The 21997-nt window shown below is 58.4% G+C and carries 18 protein-coding genes and 1 tRNA gene; 13 read left to right on the forward strand and 6 right to left on the reverse strand.

The window, feature by feature from the left end:
* Positions 1-23: 23 nt before the first annotated feature.
* The 3 genes from mpl to VJ956_RS03235 all read left to right on the forward strand — a co-directional run bounded on the left by mpl (position 24) and on the right by VJ956_RS03235 (position 3360).
* Positions 24-1427, forward strand: coding sequence for a UDP-N-acetylmuramate:L-alanyl-gamma-D-glutamyl-meso-diaminopimelate ligase (mpl, locus tag VJ956_RS03225; protein ID WP_324081657.1), 1404 nt, complete (start codon positions 24-26; stop codon positions 1425-1427).
* Positions 1428-1452: 25 nt separating this feature from the next.
* Entirely contained in the window at positions 1453-2100 is a 648-nt protein-coding gene (locus tag VJ956_RS03230; protein WP_324081581.1) for a flavin prenyltransferase UbiX, read from the forward strand.
* A gap of 114 nt (positions 2101-2214) precedes the next feature.
* On the forward strand, positions 2215-3360 hold the full coding sequence (locus tag VJ956_RS03235; protein ID WP_324081583.1) for an acyl-CoA dehydrogenase family protein: 1146 nt from the start codon (positions 2215-2217) through the stop codon (positions 3358-3360).
* 50 nt (positions 3361-3410) lie between these two features.
* Here the strand turns inward: VJ956_RS03235 and VJ956_RS03240 are convergent, their stop codons facing one another.
* Both VJ956_RS03240 and VJ956_RS03245 read right to left on the reverse strand, forming a co-directional pair.
* Positions 3411-5288, reverse strand: coding sequence for a diguanylate cyclase (locus VJ956_RS03240; protein WP_324081585.1), 1878 nt, complete (start codon positions 5286-5288; stop codon positions 3411-3413).
* Between the two features lie 315 nt (positions 5289-5603).
* Positions 5604-5690: transfer RNA gene (locus VJ956_RS03245), tRNA-Leu, on the reverse strand.
* A gap of 252 nt (positions 5691-5942) precedes the next feature.
* Between VJ956_RS03245 and rnr the strand changes: the two genes are divergently transcribed.
* From rnr to VJ956_RS03290, 9 genes are all read left to right on the forward strand, one after another.
* A complete protein-coding gene (rnr, locus tag VJ956_RS03250; protein WP_324081587.1) occupies positions 5943-8567 on the forward strand; it encodes a ribonuclease R in 2625 nt (874 codons plus the stop codon).
* A 3-nt stretch (positions 8568-8570) separates the two neighbouring features.
* Positions 8571-9308, forward strand: coding sequence for a 23S rRNA (guanosine(2251)-2'-O)-methyltransferase RlmB (gene rlmB, locus VJ956_RS03255; protein ID WP_324081589.1), 738 nt, complete (start codon positions 8571-8573; stop codon positions 9306-9308).
* A gap of 208 nt (positions 9309-9516) precedes the next feature.
* The gene (rpsF, locus tag VJ956_RS03260) at positions 9517-9951 is read left to right on the forward strand and encodes a 30S ribosomal protein S6 (protein ID WP_324081590.1); all 435 of its coding nucleotides are present in this window, start codon (positions 9517-9519) and stop codon (positions 9949-9951) included.
* Positions 9952-9979: 28 nt separating this feature from the next.
* Entirely contained in the window at positions 9980-10210 is a 231-nt protein-coding gene (gene rpsR / locus VJ956_RS03265; protein ID WP_007154918.1) for a 30S ribosomal protein S18, read from the forward strand.
* Positions 10211-10247: 37 nt separating this feature from the next.
* A complete protein-coding gene (locus VJ956_RS03270) occupies positions 10248-11114 on the forward strand; it encodes a hypothetical protein (protein ID WP_324081620.1) in 867 nt (288 codons plus the stop codon).
* A gap of 20 nt (positions 11115-11134) precedes the next feature.
* Complete coding sequence (gene rplI, locus VJ956_RS03275; protein WP_324081622.1) at positions 11135-11581, forward strand: 50S ribosomal protein L9; 447 nt, start codon at positions 11135-11137, stop codon at positions 11579-11581.
* A gap of 208 nt (positions 11582-11789) precedes the next feature.
* Positions 11790-13187: a replicative DNA helicase gene (gene dnaB / locus VJ956_RS03280; RefSeq protein ID WP_324081624.1), complete on the forward strand. Its 1398-nt coding sequence runs from the start codon at positions 11790-11792 to the stop codon at positions 13185-13187.
* On the forward strand, positions 13187-14263 hold the full coding sequence (alr, locus tag VJ956_RS03285) for an alanine racemase (RefSeq protein ID WP_324081625.1): 1077 nt from the start codon (positions 13187-13189) through the stop codon (positions 14261-14263). The genes dnaB and alr overlap by 1 nt, the downstream gene beginning before the upstream one ends.
* A gap of 83 nt (positions 14264-14346) precedes the next feature.
* A complete protein-coding gene (locus VJ956_RS03290) occupies positions 14347-15243 on the forward strand; it encodes a sugar nucleotide-binding protein (RefSeq protein WP_324081627.1) in 897 nt (298 codons plus the stop codon).
* A 24-nt stretch (positions 15244-15267) separates the two neighbouring features.
* On the opposite strand, the gene ylqF is transcribed toward VJ956_RS03290, so the two are convergent.
* Positions 15268-16134, reverse strand: a complete 867-nt coding sequence (ylqF, locus tag VJ956_RS03295) for a ribosome biogenesis GTPase YlqF (RefSeq protein ID WP_324081629.1) — start codon at positions 16132-16134, stop codon at positions 15268-15270.
* Between the two features lie 239 nt (positions 16135-16373).
* Here ylqF and VJ956_RS03300 point away from each other — a divergent pair, with 239 nt between their 5' ends.
* Complete coding sequence (locus tag VJ956_RS03300; protein WP_324081631.1) at positions 16374-16835, forward strand: Spy/CpxP family protein refolding chaperone; 462 nt, start codon at positions 16374-16376, stop codon at positions 16833-16835.
* 62 nt (positions 16836-16897) lie between these two features.
* Here the strand turns inward: VJ956_RS03300 and VJ956_RS03305 are convergent, their stop codons facing one another.
* From VJ956_RS03305 to VJ956_RS03315, 3 genes are all read right to left on the reverse strand, one after another.
* Positions 16898-19384 carry an efflux RND transporter permease subunit gene (locus VJ956_RS03305; RefSeq protein ID WP_324081633.1) on the reverse strand — a complete coding sequence of 829 codons (2487 nt, stop codon included), beginning with the start codon at positions 19382-19384 and terminating at the stop codon, positions 16898-16900.
* A gap of 111 nt (positions 19385-19495) precedes the next feature.
* Positions 19496-20542: a lipoyl synthase gene (gene lipA, locus VJ956_RS03310; protein ID WP_324081635.1), complete on the reverse strand. Its 1047-nt coding sequence runs from the start codon at positions 20540-20542 to the stop codon at positions 19496-19498.
* Positions 20543-20693: 151 nt separating this feature from the next.
* Complete coding sequence (locus VJ956_RS03315) at positions 20694-21971, reverse strand: O-acetylhomoserine aminocarboxypropyltransferase/cysteine synthase family protein (RefSeq protein ID WP_324081637.1); 1278 nt, start codon at positions 21969-21971, stop codon at positions 20694-20696.
* Positions 21972-21997: the final 26 nt, after the last annotated feature.

The raw sequence follows: 21997 nt of genomic DNA on the forward strand, positions 1-21997 counted from the left end.
TATCAAAAGAGGCGTTTGATGCAATGCATATTCACATCCTGGGCATCTGTGGCACCTTCATGGGCAGTCTCGCGGTACTGGCGAGAGAGCTGGGGCACCAGGTAACCGGGTCCGATCAGGGCGTTTACCCGCCGATGAGCACTCAGCTTGAAGCCCAGGGTATCGGTCTGATGGAAGGCTATCGGGCTGAAAACCTGACACCCGCGCCGGACCTGGTTCTGATCGGCAACGCCATGTCCCGGGGCAACCCGGAAGTCGAAGTCGTTCTCAACCGCAATATTGACTATATGTCCGGCCCCGAATGGTTGTCACGGGAAGTGCTGCGTCATCGCTGGGTGCTGGCGGTGGCTGGCACCCATGGCAAGACCACCACCACCGCCATGTTGCTGTGGATTCTGGAGCAGGCCGGGTTTGACGCGGGATACCTGGTGGGGGGCGTACCCAATGATTTTCCGGTATCGGCCCGGCTGGGTTCCAGCGACTTCTTTGTGATCGAGGCAGACGAGTACGACAGCGCGTTTTTCGACAAACGCTCGAAGTTTGTCCACTATCGTCCCCATACGCTGGTCCTCAATAATCTGGAATTTGATCATGCGGATATTTTCGACAACGTCGAAGCCATCGAACGTCAGTTCCACCACCTGGTGCGGACGGTTCCCGCCAATGGTCTGATTGTCCGGCCTGCTGTTGACCGGCACCTGGACCGGGCACTGGAGCTGGGTTGCTGGACCAATATCCAGGACACCTCGGTCGGCAGCGAAGTCAGCTATATGAGTGACTGGCGGGCAGAGCTGCTGAAAGAGGATGGCAGCCAGTTCATGGTGGTTCATCGCGAACAGCCGGTGGCAGTGGTGAAATGGTCGCAGACTGGTGTGCACAGCGTGCGCAACGGCCTGGCCGCCATCACCGCAGCCCGTCACGTTGGGGTCACGCCGGATCATGCCATTTCGGCGCTCAGTCACTTTTCCGGAGTCAAGCGCCGGATGGAGTTGTTGGCGGATGTGGGCGGAATACGGGTGTATGATGACTTTGCCCATCACCCGACGGCCATTGCCTCAACTCTCGATGGCTTGCGAAAAAAAGTGGGGGCCGAGCCGATTGTTGCCGTGATCGAACCACGTTCCAACACCATGCAGCAGGGAGTTCATCAACAGACCTTGCTGCCAAGTGCCGCGGCAGCGGACCATATTGTGTGGGCCAACCTCAACCAGATGGACTGGTTGCCGGAGCTCGTGGCTGCCAGCCGCGACCAGGGATTGCAGTCCGATCCCTCGCCCCATCACTACGTCGAGTCTACGCTTGAAGCACTGATCGGAAGAGTTGCGGGGCAGGCGATCGCGCCCTGCCATATAGTGATCATGAGCAACGGCGGCTTTGGTGGTATTCATCAGCAGCTGATTGCCGAACTCGAACGCAGATCCGACTGAACCTGTCTGAAACGGATGACCGAATATGACCAATGCTTGCTCCCACCAGCGCGTAGTCAATCTGGCTTTCACCGGCGCCTCCGGTGCCTGCTACGGTCTGCGCCTGTTGCAGTGCCTGGTGGCTGCCGGGTGCCGGGTTCACGTGATGATCAGCAAAGCGGCGCAGATTGTGATAGCGACGGAAACCAATCTGAAACTGCCCGGCCGCACCGCCGCCATGCAGGAAGCCCTGTCGGCCTATGCCGGCGCTGTGGCCGGGCAGGTGGTTGTGTTCGGGCGGGAAGAATGGTTCTCGCCCCCGGCCTCCGGATCCGGTGAGAAAGCCCCGCTGGTGATCTGCCCCTGCAGCACCGGCACACTGTCAGCACTGGCAACCGGCGCCAGCAATAATCTGATAGAGCGGGCGGGGGATGTGGCCCTAAAGGAACGCCGGAAAATTATTCTGGTGCCGCGTGAAGCGCCTTATTCCGAGGTGCATCTCGAGAATATGCTGCGCCTGACACGGATGGGCGCCATCATCATGCCAGCCAGTCCCGGCTTCTATCACCAGCCGCAATCCATTGCCGATCTGGTCGATTTCATTGTGGCCCGGCTACTTGACCATCTGGACCTGCCCCAGGACCTGGTGCCGCGCTGGGGCGAAGAGCGACTCGCTGCCAACAAGTCTGGCTGAATAACCTCCCGCGGTGTTTTTGGTCAGCCCGATTGACGTTTTTCATCATTGAGCGGGATCCCACCCCGGTCAAAACTGGCGGCACGACACCCTTGCAGTTTACTGAGGTTTATCATGATTCCACGTACCCTCTTTGACGCCGATCTTGAAGGTTTCCGGGATGCGGTCCGCAAGTTTCTCCAGCAGGAGGCGGCCCCTTACCATGCCCAGTGGGAAAAAGATGGCCAGGTAAGCAGGGAGCTCTGGACCAAAGCCGGCGCGCTTGGCTTCCTGTGCCCGACGATGCCGGAAGAATACGGCGGCGCCGGGGCGGATTTCCGCTATAGCGCAGTGATCATGGAGGAAGTCGCCAGCGCAGGCCTGACAGGCATAGGCTGGACTCTGCATTCGGATATCGTGGCGCCCTATATTCTGAACTATGGTTCGGAGTCGCAGAAAGCCCGCTACATCCCCAGACTGGTATCCGGTGAAATGATCGGGGCCATTGCCATGACCGAACCCGGCGCTGGCTCTGACCTTCAGGGCATAAAGACCACCGCAGTCAAGGCCGTCTCCGGCGAGCATTACCTTCTGAATGGCAGTAAAACCTTTATCACCAACGGCCAGATGGCGGATCTGGTCATTGTGGTGGCCAAGACAGATCCCGCGCAAGGCGCCAAGGGCACCAGCCTGTTCCTGGTGGAGTCCGCATGGAAAGGTCTGGAAAAGGGCCAGAACCTGAACAAGGTGGGTATGAAAGCGCAGGATACCTCAGAGCTGTTTTTTGCCGACGTCAGGGTGCCTGCAGATAAACTGCTGGGTGCGACGGAAGGGCAGGGCTTCTTCCAGTTGATGCAGGAACTGCCCGCCGAACGGCTGCAGGTAGGGCTGACTGCTGTTGCTGCGGCCGAAGCCGCCTGGCAGTGGACGCTGGACTACGTGAAAGAGCGCAAGGCCTTCGGCAAACCGGTGATCAAATTCCAGAACACCCGCTTCAAGCTGGCAGAACTCAAAGCCGAAATTACCGCAGCACGGGTGTTCTGCGACCGTTGCCTTGAACTGCATCTGGAAAAGAAGCTGGATATTCCCACGGCCGCAATGCTGAAACAGCACACGACCGACCTACAGTGCAAAGTGATGGACGAGTGTGTCCAGCTGCACGGGGGCTACGGTTATATGTGGGAGTACCCGATTGCCAGGGCATGGGCGGATTCCCGGGTTCAGCGAATCTATGCCGGCACCAATGAAATCATGAAAGAAATTGTCGCCCGCGCCTTCTGATCATGTCTGCGACGCACCGGTGCCATCGGGTGCAGGTGTTGCGAAGATGTTCATTCCCCCGGTGTCGGCTTCTGGTAAATCGACACCCGGTTTCGTCCCAGTTCCTTGGCGTTGTACATGGCCTTGTCCGCCAGCGACACGGTCTCGTCGAAACTGCCGCCCTGCCATGTGGCTATACCTATCGATGAAGTCACATGTAGCGCTTCCCCATTGTAGAATACCGGGCATTCCCTGATGCTTTTCAATATCTTCTCGCCGACAGTGCGCAAGTCGACGTGGCGGGAGTCGAAGACAAGAACCATGAACTCTTCTCCGCCCCAGCGGCCGAAACTGTCCACTTTGCGAATAGTCTGGCGGACGGCCCTGGCAAACGCCTTGAGCACCAGATCGCCGGCCTCATGGCCGTGCTCATCGTTGAACCGCTTGAAATAATCAATGTCCAGCAGCATTACCGAAAAGGTCTCGCCCGAGCGGCTGCACCGCAGTACTTCCATATGCCCGCGGCTGATCAGGTTACGACGGTTGCTGACCCCGGTGAGTTCATCGGTGTGAGCCAGACGTTTCAGGTCGCGGTTGGCCTCTTCCAGTTCGTTTGTTCGCAAGCGCACTTGCTGTTCAAGAGTTTCATTGGCGTCCTGCAGTTTATCGAGCAGGTCCTCGAGCTGATTCTGGTGCTCAATCTCCGGCGAAATATCCCTGATGATGCCGACAAAATGGGAGGTTCGTCCCCGCCAGTCCCGAATCGGGTTGACCACGAGGTTGTTCCAGAACAGGCTGCCATCCTTGCGGAAGTTGCGCAGGGTGATGCGAATGCCCTCGTGACCCAGGATCGCGTCCCTGATGTTGCTCACCTCCGGCTGATCCCGCTCGGCGCCGTTAAGAAACCGGCAGTTCCGGCCGAGGACTTCACGATCACTGTATCCGGTCATCTTCGAGAAACTTTCGTTACAGTAGATGATTGGCTGATCGTCTTCTGCCTCGGCAATCAGGACGCCTTCGCCCGTCGCCTCCACGGCGCTTTTGTAGAGCCGCAAGCTACCGCTATTGCGCCGGTTCTGGCTGGCAAAGGCGGCGGCGAACAGCACGACCACGACGAACAGTACAATGATTTCCTGGGTCAGCAATGGTGAGCGTGCTCCGAAGGGTGCCTGACCTGTAGCGGTGGTGATCGCTGCATACACAACCACCGTTGCGGCGAGCGCCGAACCCGGAAGCGGACCCAGGCGCAGGGCAGCCCAGAGCGGTGCCAGTGCGACCAGCAGCGGCGTGATTGCGAGCATCTGGCCACCGGTGATGCCGACGCTGAAAACCAGGAAACAGGTGACCAGCGTGGCCGCTATCAATCCTGCCCACTCGATAACTCCGGCTGACAGATAGCGGGCGTCAGGCCAGTAGACCCGGATGTTGAAAAGCATGTGCAGGGCAGGGGTCAGGGCGATGAGTCCGGTCGCGTCGCCAAACCACCACAGTCGCCAGAATGAGATGAATGGCGCGGGCTCGAGAAGAACATGGGTATAAACGGAAGCTCCCGCCAGGGCGGCAACGGGCGAGGCCACGAAAAATGCAACAATAATGAATAGTGCCAGCTCGCGCGGTTCACCCCAGTCCGGCTGAACACGCGCGTTCGCACCGAAGCGCTTTATAACCGTTGCAGCCAGGGCACATTCGGCCACGTTTATGAGTCCGAAAAGCACAGCTGCATGAATGGGAAAACTGGAATAATCGGCCAGCACTTCGGCCATAACGACAATGACGGCCAGCCCCGGCCAGTGCCGGATGGGCAGCGTAAGAAAGGCGGCCAGCACAACCGCATTTGGCGGCCAAAAAACAACGATGCCGGAGGGCAGGCTGAGAAAATGTACGCCGATCAGCGCAAAGCTGTAGTAGAGAAAGCCAACACCGAGGGCGGCAAGCAATGACCATAGCATGGCGTCTCCTTCGCACACGCTTGCTGCATCAAAGCCGGTAAGAATCTCTTCATCTGCAGCCGAACTTTTGTCGCCGTGCCACCAAGGAAACGGAATGAACCTTACAACGTTCTCAATCTAATAATAGATCATCCAGCGATAGCTGCAAACCGGTTTTGAATGGTTGAAGCAGGCAAATCTGTCAGGCCTTCTGGAAACGTCAGAAGTATCGAGCGCGCTGGTAAGCGGCAGGCTCAGAGACCATGTGGGGTATCGGGGCAATCGCAATAGCCGGCTCGCGGAGCCGAAAACTTCGCCATTTCCAGGGGATAGAAATGGTGCCGAGGAGAGGACTTGAACCTCCACGGGGTTGCCCCCACTAGCACCTGAAGCTAGCGTGTCTACCAATTTCACCACCTCGGCAGGTGATTGACAGTCTGCCTGCTCGTGTTCAATGCCAGGTCGCATTCTGGAATGCAGTTCAGATCATTGAATTTTCAGGCTTTCTGCTATGGTCGCGGGAACGCCTGCAACCAATGGCGCGTACTGTAATCATTCGCAAAAAAACTGTCAAATGTTTTTTCCTCGCCAGTGGCGTTATACTGCCGCGCTAGACGCCGTCATCAACACTCTAAAGTTAACGCCTGCTTTGACGCAGTCAGGAAAAGGACACGAATGGTTTCCAGAAAACAATCCGATCAAGACCCCCATGCCAAGCGTGAGGCAAGCAAATACGACAACCCGATCCAGAGTCGTGAATTCATCCTTGCCCATCTGAAAGAACGGGGGGCCCCGGCCACTCACGAAACACTCTGTTCCGAGTTCGGCCTGGACTCAGATGAGAGCATCGAGGCACTCAGACGCCGGCTGATTGCCATGTGCCGCGATGGACAGTTGATCTGCAATCGCCGGGGCGCTTTTCTGCCGCTGGAGGAGGCCGACCTGGTGTCCGGCCGGGTAACCGGCCATAAAGACGGTTTTGGCTTTCTGGTGCCGGACGACGGCGGCAGTGATCTGTTTCTGAGTGCCCGCCAGATGCGGCTGGTATTTCACGGTGACCGCGTGGCGGCCCGGGTAGACCGGGTTGATGACCGGGGTCGCCGTGAAGGGGTGATTGTCGAAGTACTGGAATATCGCACCACCCAGACGGTTGGCCGGCTGTTCCACGAAAGCGGTATCTATTTTGTGGTGCCGGAAAATGCCCGCATCAATCACGAAGTGCTGATTCCTGCCGAGCACGTCAATGACGCACGGCATGGCCAGTATGTGGTTGTGGACATCCTGCGCCAGCCTTCCATGCGGACACAGCCGCTGGGCAAGATAGCTGAGGTGCTGGGTGAGCATATGGCACCGGGCATGGAAATAGATGTGGCCATTCGCTCCTACGATATTCCCCATAGCTGGCCGCCGGCCGTGGGTGAACAGGCGGCCCGGATTGCCGATGAAGTGACGGCGGCGGACAAGCAGAACCGCATCGATCTCCGCAGCCTGAACCTGGTTACCATTGACGATGAGACGGCAAGGGATTTTGACGATGCCATCTACTGCGAGCCACGGGCGAAAGGCGGTTACCGTCTGCTGGTGGCGATTGCGGACGTTTCCCATTATGTGCGACCGGGCACCCCCCTTGATGAGGAAGCCATCAACCGCGGTAACTCGGTGTATTTCCCCGACCACGTTGTGCCCATGCTGCCGGAGAAACTCTCCAACGGGCTCTGCTCACTGAATCCGGGCGTTGACCGCCTGTGCATGGTGGCAGACATGACGGTGAGCGCCGCCGGCAATATCAGCGGCTACAGGTTCTACCAGGCGGTGATGCACAGCAGTGCCCGTCTGACCTATAACAAAGTCAGCGATATGCTGGAGCGGCCGGATTCCGAGCCGGGGTATAAGCTCTGCGAGCAATATGCCGAGGTGCTGCCGGACCTGCACAATCTGTACGGGCTTTTCAAGCTGTTGCGCAAAGCGCGAACCGAACGTGGTGCTATCGATTTTGAAACCACTGAAACCCGCGTGATTTTCGATGCGAATCGCAAGATCGAGGAAATCGTGCCGGTTACCCGCAATGATGCTCACAAGATTGTTGAAGAGTGCATGCTGTGTGCCAACGTGGCGGCTGCGCGCTTCCTGAAGAAGCATAAAGTGCCTTCGCTCTATCGGGTGCACGAGGGTCCCTCGGAAGAGCGGCTGAACGCGGTTCGCCTGTTTCTGGGCGAGTTGGGTCTGCAGCTTGGTGGCGGTGACAAACCCACGTCGGCGGATTATCAGGAGCTGTTGTCGAGTATCAGGGACCGCAGTGATGCCAACGTGATCCAGACCGTGATGCTGCGTTCACTCAGCCAGGCCGTTTACAGCCCGGAGGAGGGCGGCCATTTTGGTCTGGGCTTTAACAGCTATGCCCACTTCACGTCGCCGATTCGCCGTTACCCGGACCTTATTGTCCATCGGGGCATCAAATCGGTGATTCACGGCCAGCCGGAATCGAAGGATGTCGCGGCGCCTCAACAGCCGGATCCCGAGCTGGGAAGCTATCCCTATGATACCGCCCGGATGCATCAACTGGGCGAGCACTGCTCAATGACAGAGCGCCGGGCTGACGACGCCACCCGCGACGTCATGGCCTGGTTGAAGTGCGAGTATCTGCGCGATCAGGTAGGCGAGCAATATGCCGGTGTTATAGCCGCTGTGGTGCCTTTTGGCTTCTTTGTCGAGTTGTCCGGCGTCTTTATCGAAGGCCTTGTGCATGTGTCCACACTTTCCGGTGATTTCTTCCATCACGATGCGGCCAAGCATCGCCTTATCGGCGAGCGTACGGCCCAGAGCTATCGCCTGGGTGATGAGGTTCAGGTCAAGGTGGTACGGGTCGGCATGGAGGACCGGAAGATTGATCTGGAGCTGATCAGCGAGCCCAGGCACCGGCAGGCCGATCTGGATGCGCTCAATATCACCAGGCCCGGGCCAAAAGACAAGGGCAAGGGCTCCGGTAAAGGCCGCAGCAAGGCCGGAGGCGGCACCAGACCTGCCGGCAAGAGTGCGGACAAGGCTGCCGGCAGGAGTGCGGATAAGGGTGCCGGCAAGAATGCCGGCAAGAGCGCCGACAAGCCAGCCCGTCCCCGCAAGCGGGGCGCCGGCCAGGATGCCCCGCCAGCCAGCGGTGGTGACGATGGCATGTCTGCCCGTGACAAACTGGTGGCCGACGCCGCCCGGCTTGCTCTGGACGGCAAGGGCAATAAAGGCAAGGGCAAGGGCAAGAGTGCCGGCGGCGATCGCAAACGGAAGTCGGGAAAGGCAGGGAAATAATCGGTGTCTGAACAGTTTATTTTCGGCTGGCACGCGGTTGAAGCGGTGCTCAGGCAGGAACCCGCGCGTTTGCAGCAGGTCTGGATCCAGCACGGTCGCCAGGACAAACGGGTGCAAAGCGTGACCGGAACTCTGGACAGCCTTGGGGTTGGCTGGCAACTGGTGCACCGCAAAGAGCTGGATAAACGGGTTGCCGGTGTCCACCAGGGTGTGGTGGCGCTGGTGGCTGAAAGCCGGGAGTGGACCGAAGACGATCTGTTGCAGTCTCTGGCCGCGCAGGAGGAACCGCCCTTTCTGCTGATTCTTGACGGGGTGACCGACCCCCACAACCTCGGCGCCTGTCTTCGCACTGCGGACGCGGCTGGTGTGCAGGCGGTCATCATCCCCAAAGACAAGTCGGCCTCACTTTCCCCCACGGTCAGAAAAGTGGCCAGCGGCGCCGCCGAGACTGTGCCCCTGGTGAGGGTTACCAATCTCGCCCGCTTTATGCGCCAACTGCGGGATCAGGGCGTGTGGCTGATTGGCACCGCAGGTGATGCGGGCAGCACTCTGTACCAGGCTGATTTCAAAGGCTCCGTGGCGTTGGTGATGGGCGCTGAAGGCAAGGGAATGCGCCGGCTTACCCGCGAGCACTGCGATCTGCTGATCAATATTCCCATGCAGGGACAGGTGGATAGCCTCAATGTTTCGGTTGCCACTGGTGTCTGTCTTTACGAAGCACTGCGACAACGGCTTGCATAGAGAGCCCGACACCCCTAGAATACCGCACCCCTTTTTATAAGGGGATGCCCGGTATTGGCTTTTGCTGGCCAGTCCGGGATCAGCTTTTACCAAAAAGCAGAAAAAACGGCAGCTTGGCTGCCACCTCCTTGCTTCTTGCCGGATTTGCCCCGACCCGGGTCGGTGCCGTTGATTCTGCAGGGGGCTGTCTAAACCGTAGGGAGAACTCATGCGTCACTACGAAATTGTATTTATGGTACACCCGGATCAGAGCGAGCAGGTGCCCGCCATGATCGAGCGTTATACCAGCGTCATCACTGAAGATGGCGGCCAGGTACATCGCCTGGAAGATTGGGGCCGTCGTCATCTGGCCTACCCGATCAACAAGATTCACAAAGCCCATTACGTGCTGATGAACGTGGAATGTTCACAGGCCGCAATGGACGAGATGACTCACAACTTCCGCTTCAATGATGCCATCATCCGCGACATGATCCTGCGCCGCGACGGTGCTGACATCGAGCTGTCACCGATGAAGGCATCCGAGTCCCGTGAAGACCGTCGTGGCGGCGGTGATGACCGCCCGCGTCGTTCCCACGAATCTGACGACAGCGACAGTGATAACAGTAATCGTCAGTCCGATGATCAGGACGAAGAAGAGTAAACCATTACCGGAGTTGAGGAGTTAGATTATGGCTCGTTTTTTCAGACGTCGTAAGTTCTGCCGCTTCACGGCAGAAGGTGTGAAAGAGATTGATTACAAGGATCTGGACACACTGAAAGGCTACATTACCGAAACCGGCAAGATCGTGCCCAGCCGTATTACCGGCACCAAAGCACGTTATCAGCGTCAGCTGGCCACCGCTATCAAGCGCGCCCGCTACCTGGCACTGCTGCCGTACTCGGACAGCCACGACAACTAAGTAACAGACTCAGAACAGAACCAGAGGATTCGGGACCATGCGTGCACTGGCACAATTTGTAATGCGCGGTCCCCTGCAGGCAGGCGGGGTTGCGGTTGTTACCACAGCCATTCCGCTGTTGTTCTGGATCGGCGCTGCAGTCATTGGCCTGGTGATTCTCAGGCTTGGCATCAGTCAGGGTCTGAATATCGGCCTCTGGGCATTGCTGCCGGCGCTCGGCTGGGCGTGGCTGGGGCAGGACCCGACCGCCCTGGCGGTATTGCTTCAGGTAGTGCTCATTGCTTCGGTACTCAGGACATCGCTGTCCTGGGAGAGGGCGCTGCTTTCGGGGAGCTTCCTGGCCATTGCCACCGGCCTGGTGTTGCCCATGGTCTACCCCGGGCTGATCGACAGTCTGGTCCAGACCGGGGTGCAGTTTTACGAACAGTACAACGCCGAAATGGCCAGAAACTTCGGGGATAACCTGGAGACCGTCATCCGGCAGACCATGAATGCCAGTATGGCCGGTACCTATCTGGTAACAGGTGTGGGCATGGTCATGCTGGCAAGGTCCTGGCAGGCCGGGCTGTACAACCCCGGCGGATTCCGGCAGGAGTTTCACGCGCTGCGGTTATCTCCTGCCTTCGCAGTGATCTGCGTGGCAATCATGGTGGGTGGTTCGCTGATCGGGCTGAATCCCATGCTCGTGGGATGGTCTGGCGGGCTGCCGCTGTTGCTGGCAGCGCTTGCTCTGGTCCATGGTGTTGTAGGTCGTAAGGGCCTGAGCGGTCAGTGGCTGGTGGCGTTCTATCTGGCACTGGTATTTCTGGGGCCGAGTCTGATGATTGTGTTGTTGGTTCTGGCATTTGTGGATAGCTGGTTGGACATCCGGGGGCGAATCAAGCCCGCGGGTCCGGCTGAATAAAGCACGAAGAGGTTAACGGGATGGATGTTATTCTGCTTGAGAAAGTAGCAAACCTTGGCTCACTCGGTGACAAGGTGAAGGTAAAGGCCGGTTACGGTCGTAATTTTCTTCTGCCCTATGGCAAGGCTGTTCCTGCAACTGCAGACAACCTGAAGGCGTTCGAAGAGCGTCGTGCCGAGCTTGAAAAGGCGGCGGCTGAGAGGCTGACTGAGGCCCAGGCTCGTGCCGAGGCCCTGAGTGGTGCTTCGGTAACGATCACCTCCAAGGCTGGCGAAGAAGGCAAGTTGTTCGGTTCTATCGGTGTGCGTGATATCGCTGATGCGATTACCGCTACCGGTACCGAGGTAGAGAAAAGCGAAGTTCGTCTCCCGGAAGGCCCCCTGCGCCTTGTGGGTGAGTACGAAATTGAGCTGCAACTGCATTCCGACGTAACGACTACCATTAACCTGGCCGTCGTTGCCGAATGAGCCGCTGAATGGACTGCTAGACCAATTGCAGTCCCGGCAGTTACGTCGGGTTCCCTCCCGGCGGCAGTGCTACAGGCCCGGAATGCGCTCAGGTGCATTCCGGGCCTGCTGCTTTCTGGTGTATGATTTGTGCTTACTGTAGCTCTCCCATCATGTCGGGAAACCCCGTAAACTTCCCGGTCCGTGATGCCCAGACGAAGATGTTTCCATGGCTAACCCGAATTTCAGACCGGTACAGTCCGACGCCGAAACCGGCCGGATCAAGGTGCCACCCCATTCCGTTGAGGCCGAGCAGGCGGTACTTGGCGGTCTGATGCTGGACAACCGGCGCTTTGACGAGGTCGCCGAGATTATCTCCGCTGCCGATTTCTATCGTCAGGACCATCGCCTGATATTCGCTGCGGCGGAAAGGCTGGCGGGAGATAGCGAGCCCCTGGACGTGGTAACGCTGGCGGAATTTCTTGAACGGGCGGGGGATATCGAAGATGCCGGTGGGCTTTCCTATCTCGCTGAGCTGGCCGAGAAGACCCCGGGTGCGGCAAATATCAATGCCTATGCGGTTATCGTGCGGGAGCGCTCGACTCTGCGTCAGCTGGTTGAAGTATCCGGCAGGATCACAGATTCCGCCTTCAACCCGCAGGGCCGTAACAGTGATGAAATTCTCGACGAGGCCGAACGCAATGTGTTCAGGATTGCCGAGTCCAGGGTCAAGGAGGGGACCGGACCGCAAGCCATCAACCCTATCCTGACCAAGGCGCTGAGCCGTATCGAGGAACTGTTCGAGTCCGGTGAGACCACCACCGGCCTGACCACCGGCTTCAAGGATCTGGATGAATGGACCTCGGGCATGCAGCCGGCGGATCTGCTGATCGTCGCCGGACGGCCCTCCATGGGCAAGACCTCCCTGGCGATGAATATCGTTGAGAATGCCCTGATTACTTCCGGTGCACCCATTCTTGTCTTCAGCATGGAAATGCCGGCCGATGCCCTGGTGATGCGGATGCTGTCGTCGCTGGGCCGGATCGACCAGAGCCGCATGCGCAGTGGCCGTCTGGAGGAAGACGACTGGCCCCGACTGACCTCAGCGGTCAGCCTGCTCAAGGACAAACCGCTGTATATCGACGACACGCCAGCGCTGAGCCCTACCGATATGAGGTCCCGCGCCCGGCGCATTGCCCGTGAGAATGATGGCCAGCTCGGGCTGATTATGGTCGATTACCTGCAACTGATGCGGGTACCGGGCAACACCGAGGGCCGTACCGCGGAAATCTCGGAAATTTCCCGTTCCCTGAAAGGACTTGCGAAAGAACTGAGTTGCCCGGTGGTGGCCCTGTCCCAGCTTAACCGGAGCCTGGAGCAGCGGCCGAACAAACGGCCGGTGAATTCCGATCTCCGCGAGTCGGGTGCCATCGAGCAGGATGCCGACGTCATCATGTTCGTCTATCGTGACGAGGTCTATAACGAAGACAGCTCCGACAAGGGCATCGCCGAGATCATTATCGGCAAGCAGCGGAACGGCCCCATAGGTACCGTTCGCCTGGCATTCATTGGCAAGTACACCAAGTTCGAAGACCTGGCCCGCGGCGATTACGGTGGTGATTACTGATGCCCAGGGCAACGGTTGCCAGGATCAATCTGGATGCGCTTCGCCATAATTACCGGAAAGCGGCCGATCTGGCGGGCGATGCCACCGCCATGGCGGTGATCAAGGCGGATGGTTATGGTCATGGTATCCGGGAGGTTGCCCGGGCCTTGCAGGGCCATGCCCCCAAATTTGCAGTAGCCTGTATTGAGGAAGCCCTGGCCATCAGGGCGGCGGGCGTCACAACGCCTGTTGCCCTGTTGCAGGGGCCCCATAGCGAACAGGATCTGGCAACCAGCGCCCGGGAAAGCTTTGAGCCGGTGATTCACAGTGAACACCAGCTGCACTGGCTGCAGGACGGGAAAGCCGCACCAGCGCTCTGGATAAAAGTAAACACCGGTATGAACCGCCTGGGCTTTTCCCCGGATCAGCTTTCCGGTGTCATGTCGGTATTATCGGCCGCAGGTCGGCAGCAGCAAGTGACCGGCTTCGTGACCCACTTCGCCTGCGCCGATGACGCGCAAAGTGATAACACCGCCAGACAGACAGAGTGCTTTGTCCGGGCAACGCAGCCCTGGCCAAAGCTGGCCAGAAGTGTGGCCAACTCCGCTGCGCATTTTCTCCAAGGGCAGGCACTGTTCGACTGGACCCGGCCCGGGATCATGCTTTACGGGGGGTCGCCGATGATTGGCAAGCTTGGGCCGGACCTGGGCCTTGAGTCGGTGATGACGCTGGAAGCAGAACTGACCAGTGTGCGCACAATCAAGGCCGGAGAGTCCGTGGGCTATGGTGGCGCCTTTACAGCATCTGAACCAATGCGAATGGGCATTGTTGCCATTGGCTACGGCGACGGCTATCCACGCCATGCAGGTACTGACACACCGGCATGGATCAACGGCCGGCGAATCCGGCTGATAGGACGCGTGTCCATGGATATGCTGGCGGTGGATCTGAGTAAAGTGCCGGATGCACAGCCTGGCGACAGGGTGGAACTATGGGGCCCGCATGTATCTGTCGATGAAATTGCTCAACATGCTGGTACCATCGGTTATGAGCTGCTGACCGGCGTTACTGCGAGGGTACCCCGGGTTTGTGCGTGACATTATCGATGAAGTCCGGAGCCGGGATCATCCGTAACGCCCATCAGTGCAATTCAGAGCTTTAAACGGAGGGAGTAAACCCGGTGCACGTGCTTGTTGTTCATAACTACGGCCCTCTTGGAAGGGTATTGCTGGAGGCCCTGCGCGACACTCATCTTCAGGTGAGTCCGTTGCTGATCAGCGAACTGGACAATGTTGAGCTTTCTGCACTGGCGGCCTGGATTCCGGACGACACGGACATGATTGTCAATGCCCTGTGGCTTGCCGATCCGGAGCTTGCCGAGAGCGACCCTGAGGCCGCCCACAAAGCCTCTTTCTCTCTGCCGGTGGCGCTCGCCGAATACGCCGGTGAACACGGTATGTCATTGCTGCAACTGTCTTCAAGCTACATCTTTGATGGCCGCAAGCAGAGTGCCTACATCTCCTCCAATCCCGGTCAGCCGGTAAACGAGCTGGGGAACTGGCAGTGGGAGTGCGAACAGGCCATCCGTACCCTGCTGCCGCGCCATATTCTGCTGCGCACGGGATGGAGCCTGGGCCGGTTTTTACGCAAGGTTCAGAAAGTGGCCGCCAGCTCGGCTACCGTAAAACTATCCGGGAAGTGCCACGGACAGCCGGTCACGGTCACCGATCTCGCCCGGGTAATGACGGCCATCATCAAACAGATCGATTGCGGGGCCGAGGTGTGGGGCACCTATCAGTATGCCGGCGCGGAGGATATTTCGCTTTACGAGCTGGGCCTTGCGATCGCAGGTCTGCCGGGTATTCCCAGTGGTTTACGTGTGGTCGACGAAATGGCTGACTGGGCAACTCTGGAACCGCTCAACGCCACTATGATCTGTACCAAGATACGTAACACTTTCGGTATCAAACAGCTGCCCTGGCGGTCGGGGCTTGCCGAGGAACTGGCCCTGTTATCGAGGCCGGAACCACAGTCTGAATTCAGCGACGAGCCCTCCAGCGGCTCGCTAGCTCGCTAGACCAGCGCGACCACTAACGTCTGCTCAGCTGTTTTCCCGGATTGCTGAGATTTCCTGCCCGATGATGGCAGGTGTCTCCAGTGATATCCGCCCCAGCTTGCCAGCCCGCAATTCGTTCAGCAGCACTTCTGCAACCTTGTGCAGGTCAGGAACACCGCCGCGCCTGAAAAACCGCCGCCTGGCGGCAATCGCATCCATCAGCGCCAGCCCGTCTGCCGGCCGCTCATCAATTCCATAGCGCGCAAGCACCTGGTCCTCATAGGCGTCCAGCAGATAATCGGCGGCGAACAGCGCGACGTCCTCGAATTCGATGACCGCACTGCGGATGGCTCCGCTGATGGCCAGCCGATAGCCGCAGGCTTCCGGCGACAGCTTGGGCCACAGAAACCCGGGAGTGTCGTAAAGCAGAATGTTATGGGGCAGTTTGATGGCCTGCTGCGCGCGGGTAACGGCAGGTTCATTACCGGTTTTCGCCGCCGGCCGACCGGCCAGGGTATTGATCAATGTCGACTTGCCGACATTGGGAATGCCGAGAATCATAACCCGCAGCGCACTTTTCTGACGATCGTGGTGGGGCACCATCGCGGCGGCCAGCCGCAGGATTTCCGTGGCCTCGCTGCGTTGGTTATGGGTCAGGGTAACCGCTTTGACCCCCCGTTCTTTTTCAAGCCATGCCTGCCACTGCGTGGTGACGTCCGGATCGGCCAGGTCCCGTTTATTCAGCACCTTGATCATTGGTGTGTCGCCGCGCAGTGACGGCACCAGCGGATTTTCGCTGGAGAACGGCAGGCGGGCATCAAGGACCTCGATGATCAGATCCATCTGCGGCATTACTTTCTTGATTTCCTTACGGGCCTTGTGCATGTGCCCGGGAAACCAGTTAATTGCCATGGGGCGGACTCCCGTTATCAAGGTGTCATGGTTAGACGAATAGCTGGGAGGCGCCATTATGAACCGGAATGAAGAAATTTTCACATTTCGGTAAAGCCCTTGGTGGCGGGCGCTGTGGCGGGGTGAAATGTGAACTTTAATCAAAAAACAGTGGGACAGGATGAAATCGGGACCGGTTTTGTACTAGGGTGTCAGCTCGGAAATATCGAGAAGTCATACAAATAAATTTGGAGTCTTTTATGAAGCTTGTAAAACTGTTCGGAATTGCACTGATCGCGCTGGGCCTGAGCGCGCCAGCTATAGCCCAGCAGTCTGGTGGTGATCAGGTTGATCAACTGGCACAGATGGTCGGTCTGAGCGAGGAGCAGCAGACGGATATTCGTGCCATTCTGGGCGAAATGCAGGGCGAGATCGAGTCACTGAAAGGCCAGGTTCAGCAGATTTCCGCGGAGATGCAGACTGAAATCAAGCCTGACTATGATGAGGCTGCCATTCGTGATAACGCCAAAAAGCTTGGTGAGATCACCGGTGATATAGCCGCCCTTTCCACCCTGATGCAGGCCCGGGTAGACAGTGTCTTCACCGAAGAGCAGCGCGAAGAACTGAACAAACAGATGCAGCAGATGCAGCAGATGCAACAGCAGCGCCAGATGCAGCAGCGTCAGATGCAGCAGCAACAACAAGGTCAGGGCATGCAGTAATTGCAGGTCTGAAAAAACCGCCCTGGCGCCCAGCCACGGCGGTTTTTTTGTGTCTGCACGTTTTACGCAGTTTTACCGAAAGCCCGAACCAGCATGATCAGTCTGGGCAGAAGCGTTAGCGCACCAAGCAGGGCCATGAACATGGCAAAGCCGGTGAACAGCCCGAAGTAGATGGTCGGGATAAAATTCGACAGCACCAGAATCGAGAACCCGGTAATGATCGTGAGCGAGGTGAAGAACATTGCCTGCCCGATACTGCGGTGGCAACGGTGCATGGTGGCAATGTAGTCGCCGTCTTTGTCGAATTCGGTCTTGAAACGGTGGATGTAGTGAATGGTGTCATCTACCGCAATCCCCACGGTAATCGCGGCCACCGTAATGGTCATCATGTCCAGCGGTATCCCCAGCCAGCCCATCAGCCCCAGAACTGAACCGGCCGCAATCAGATTCGGCGCCATGCCAACCAGCGCCAGCTTCAGCGAGCGGAACAGAATCAGGAACATGATCATGATGGCCAGGAACACCGCACCGATCGTCTTGATCTGGGAATCGAAAAGGCTCTGAAGCATGTTGTTGTACATCACCATCATGCCCGTGAGCTGTACCTGGTCGTCCTTGAAGCCCAGCTCACCGGTCAGATGATTGCGAATGCGGTCCAGCAGCTCCTGCCTACGCAGGTCCGGAGAGGTCTCCAGAATGCGTGCGCTGAAGCGGGCCTGATCGTGTTCCTCACTGATGTAGGGCGTCAGCAGGGTGTCCTTCAGGTTGTCGGGCACGGCCGAGGGCACAAATGCCAGTTCGAGGGCGTTCAGGGGCTCGCCGCCGTTGACCCGGGCCAGTATTTCAAGCGTGGTTTCGATGGAAAGTACCTTGCCGATTTCCGGCAGACTGTCCAGGTAATCATGAACTTTACCCAGACGATTCATTTTCTGGTAGGTGAACCAGGTGTCCCGGTATTCCTCCGTGCCGCCGCAGTCATCCACGAACGGATCGCAGTCGCTGGCGAAGGGATCGCCACCGCCGTCACTTTCTGGCGGCTTTTCGTCGGTAATGATCACATCCAGGGGGGTGGTGCCACCGAGGCGGTCGTCGATGGTAATCATGCCCTGATGGATTTCAGTGCTGGATTTGAAGTAATCGATGAAACTGTTCTCCACTGTCAGCCGATCAAGGCCAACGATGCAGAGCACAGCGAGAATTGCCGAGCCCGCCAGAACGGTTCTGCCATAGTGCTCGGTAAATCGCGCAAACAGGTCGGTAAACGGAACCCGGTCCGAGCGCACCCGGTCGTCAACAGGGGGTGGAAGCAGCGCCAGCAGGGCAGGGAAAATCAGAAAGGTGATAAGGAAGGCCACCGCCAGGCCAATGGTCATCATCCAGCCGAAATCGATGACCGGGCGGATGCCGCTGAACGTAAGCGACCCGAAGGCAACGATGGTGGTGATGGCCATGTAGAAACAGGGTTTGATCATCGCCATCAGGGTGCGCAGCAGGATATCCCGTGAGTCAGCCTCCGGGTCATCGTGCTGGAACTCCCGGTAACGGACGATCAGGTGGATGGTCAGCGACAGGGTCATGATCAGCAGCAGCGATACGAAGTTGGAAGAAATCACGGTTACCGGCCATTGCGCCCAGCTCAGGTAACCGATGACCAGCCAGACGGTAAAGCTGCAGCACAGCAGCGGCACCAGCACCCACCGCCACTGACGGAAAATGATCGCCAGGGTCAGCAGCAGGAACGCCAGCACACCGATGCCGAAGGTGGCAAGGTCGTTCTCGATAAAGCGGATCATGTCGGCAACGATCATCGGCACGCCGCCCAGAAAGATCTCGGCCCGGTCGCGGTAGTTGTCGAGTATGGTCCTTACTTGATCAATGGTGCGGTTCCGCTCCTTGGCCTGGGCCTCGGCGTACTCGATAAATTTCTGGCTGACCGCCTCCAGCTGTTGTTGCTCCTCGGTGGTGGCTTCACCACGACTGACCCGGTCCCGCAGCTCATTGCGTTTGTTGAGCAATTCGAAATAGCGGTCCGGCGTGGGCAGGTTGACCTGTATCGCGGTGGTGCGGCCATCCTCGCTGATCAGCAGGTTGGGGTAGAGCGGGTTATTCAGCAGAGCCTTGCGGGCAGTATCGGGGGCCACGCTGTCGTCGTCGATGGTCTTGATCTCCGAGTCCACGGTATCCAGGGTCAGGTCCGGGCTGTGCAGCAGGGGAACGTTGAGGATGCTGTTGGTGGAACTGACCCTGTCGAGGGCGGCCAGCTCGTCTCTCAGGGATCGCAGCTGCGCCAGGCCATCTTCACTGAATAATTCCTGGTCGGGGGTGTAGGTCACGATAAGAAAGTCGTCGGAGCTGGTAAACCGGCGATTGACCTCCCGGTACTGTTCCAGCGAGCGGTCGTCTTCCAGAACCAGTGACTCTGCGGAGGCGTCCAGACGGAACTGTTCAAGCCGAAGGCCAGCGGCGACCAGAATAATTCCGAAAAGGACAAGTACCAGAACAGGGTGGGGTAATATCAGCCGGTCATAGAAGGATCGAAGCCAGGACATTGCAGACGGTGCCTTTCACGGTGGAGGTGGAAGCGAAGTGTGCCACAAACCGCCGGTTGACTGTGATTCCGTTTGGTAATGTCCCTGATCCCGGCAGCAGTGCCGCTGATTTCAGTCAACAGCCTTGACAGGGATCTGCTGTGCGTTCCGGGAAGCGGGCACTTCCGGTACGGCAAGACCAAGGTTGTTTTTCTCGAACACCCTGTCAGCGCGATAACTTGAGCGCACCATGGGGCCGGACGGCACTTCCATAAAGCCTTTTTCCAGGCCGATCTCGCGGTAGCGGTTGAAATCTTCCGGGGAAATGTATGCCTCTACCGGCAAATGGTTCGCGGTCGGGCGCAGATACTGGCCCAGGGTGAGGATGTCGACACCAATGGCGCGCAGGTCGTCCATGGTCTGCAGGATTTCCTCCTCGGTTTCACCCAGCCCCAGCATCAGGCTGGTTTTGGTCAGCACGTCCGGGCGGTATTGCTTGGCATGTGCCAGAACGCTGAGGGTTTTCTCGTAACCGGCGCGGGGGTCCCGCACACGGGTGGTCAGTCGCTTGACGGTTTCCACGTTCTGGGCGAAGACGTCGAGACCGGAGTCCACCACTTTTTCGACGTGCTCCATGACCGCATCAAAATCCGGCGTCAGGGCTTCCACCGCCACGTGCGGCGTGCGCTTCTTGATCGCGGATACACAGGCGGCATAGTGAGCAGCGCCGCCGTCATCGAGGTCGTCCCGGTCAACCGAGGTCAGCACAATGTACCGCAGCCCCATCAGGTCTACCGATTTGGCGGTGTTTTCCGGTTCCTCCTGGTCCAGCCAGCCCTTGGGGTTGCCGGTGTCCACGGCGCAGAAGCGGCAGGCCCGGGTACATACAGAGCCCATCACCATGATGGTCGCGGTACCATTGGTCCAGCATTCGCCAATATTGGGGCAGTGGGATTCCTGGCAGACCGTGCTCAGACGGTGTTGATTGACATTGTCGCGAACCGCCTCATAACGATCTCCGGCTGGCATGCGAACTCTTAACCACGAGGGCTTGGGCTGCGTTCCGGTATCAATCATCCCCGAGCCTGAACGCTTGATTCCGTCCTTGATGGCAGAGAAGCCGTGTTCATTGCGGAATTTTGAACCACTGGTTACGTGGGGTTTGGCGCTGTTACTCATTGCGGTGAGACTCGCTCTGGTTCGGATGAGTTCGGGCAAAACTGTATCAATTAACTGAAAGGGTAATCCGGCGGCCGCTTTGTTACAAGGCAGATAAGGATAATCACGGCCAGCGCCGGGCGCGACATTGGTCGCACCCGGCAGGCTCTTGTCAGCCTGTCGCCTTGTCCAGTGCCTGGGTTATGTCGGCAATGATATCGTCCACATGCTCGATACCAATGGACAGGCGTACCAGATCTTCACTGACGCCGGCGCTGGCCAGTTCTTCAGGGTTAAGCTGGCGGTGGGTCGTCGTGGCCGGGTGGCAGGCCAGGGACTTGGCGTCACCGATATTCACCAGACGGTAGATCAGTTCCAGGGCATCAATAAATCTGGCGCCGGCCTCCAGGCCACCTTTGATACCAAAGCTCAGAATGCCGGAGGCCTTACCGCCACAGATTTTCTCGCAGGTTGCCTTGTAGGGGCTGTCGGTAAGCGTGGCGTAATTGACCCATTCCACGGAGGGGTGCCCCTGCAGATACTGGGCCACCTTCTCGGCGTTCTCGCAATGTCGCTCCATGCGCAGCGCCAGGGTCTCGAGGCCCTGCATGATCAGGAACGCATTGAACGGGGCCAGGGCCGCACCGGTGTTGCGCAGTGGAACCACGCGGCAGCGGCCGATGAAGGCAGCCGCACCCAGTGCTTCGGTGTAGACCACGCCATGATAGGACGGGTCTGGCTCGTTGAGCATGGGGAACTTCGCCTTGTTGGCGGCCCAGTCGAACTTGCCGGAATCCACGACCACACCGGCAACCGTGGTGCCGTGACCACCGATATATTTGGTGAGTGAGTGCACCACGATGTCCGCGCCGTGCTCGATCGGGCGGCACAGGAACGGTGTCCCCACGGTATTATCGACAATCAGCGGAATGCCGTGTTTGTGGGCAATCTCTGCCCAACGCTGAATATCGACGACGTTGCCGGCCGGGTTGCCGATGGATTCGCAGAACAGTGCGCGGGTATTGTCATCAATGGCGTTTTCCACCGCGTCGAAATCGTCGTGGCCTACCATTTTGCAGGTGATGCCCTGATTTGGCAGCGAGTGGGCAAACAGGTTGTAAGTGCCGCCATAGAGCTGGCCGGTGCTGACAATGTTGTTGCCGACCTTGCAGATGGTCTGCAGGGCATAAAGAATAGCGGCCATGCCCGATGCCACAGCCAGCGCTCCCACACCGCCTTCAAGCTGCGCCATGCGTTCTTCCAGAACAGCATTGGTGGGGTTCATGATGCGGGTGTAGATGTTGCCCTGCACTTTCAGATCAAAAAGATCGGCCCCGTGCTGGGTGTCGTCGAAGGTGTAGGACGTGGTCTGGTAGATCGGGGTAGTAGCCGCGTTGGTGGCGGGATCGCCGTGGAAGCCCGCATGGAGGGCCAGAGTTTCCGGTTTCATTGCAACAGTCCTTGCTGGTGGATGGT

This window comes from Marinobacter sp. (assembly GCF_035268745.1).
GTDB lineage: Bacteria > Pseudomonadota > Gammaproteobacteria > Pseudomonadales > Oleiphilaceae > Marinobacter.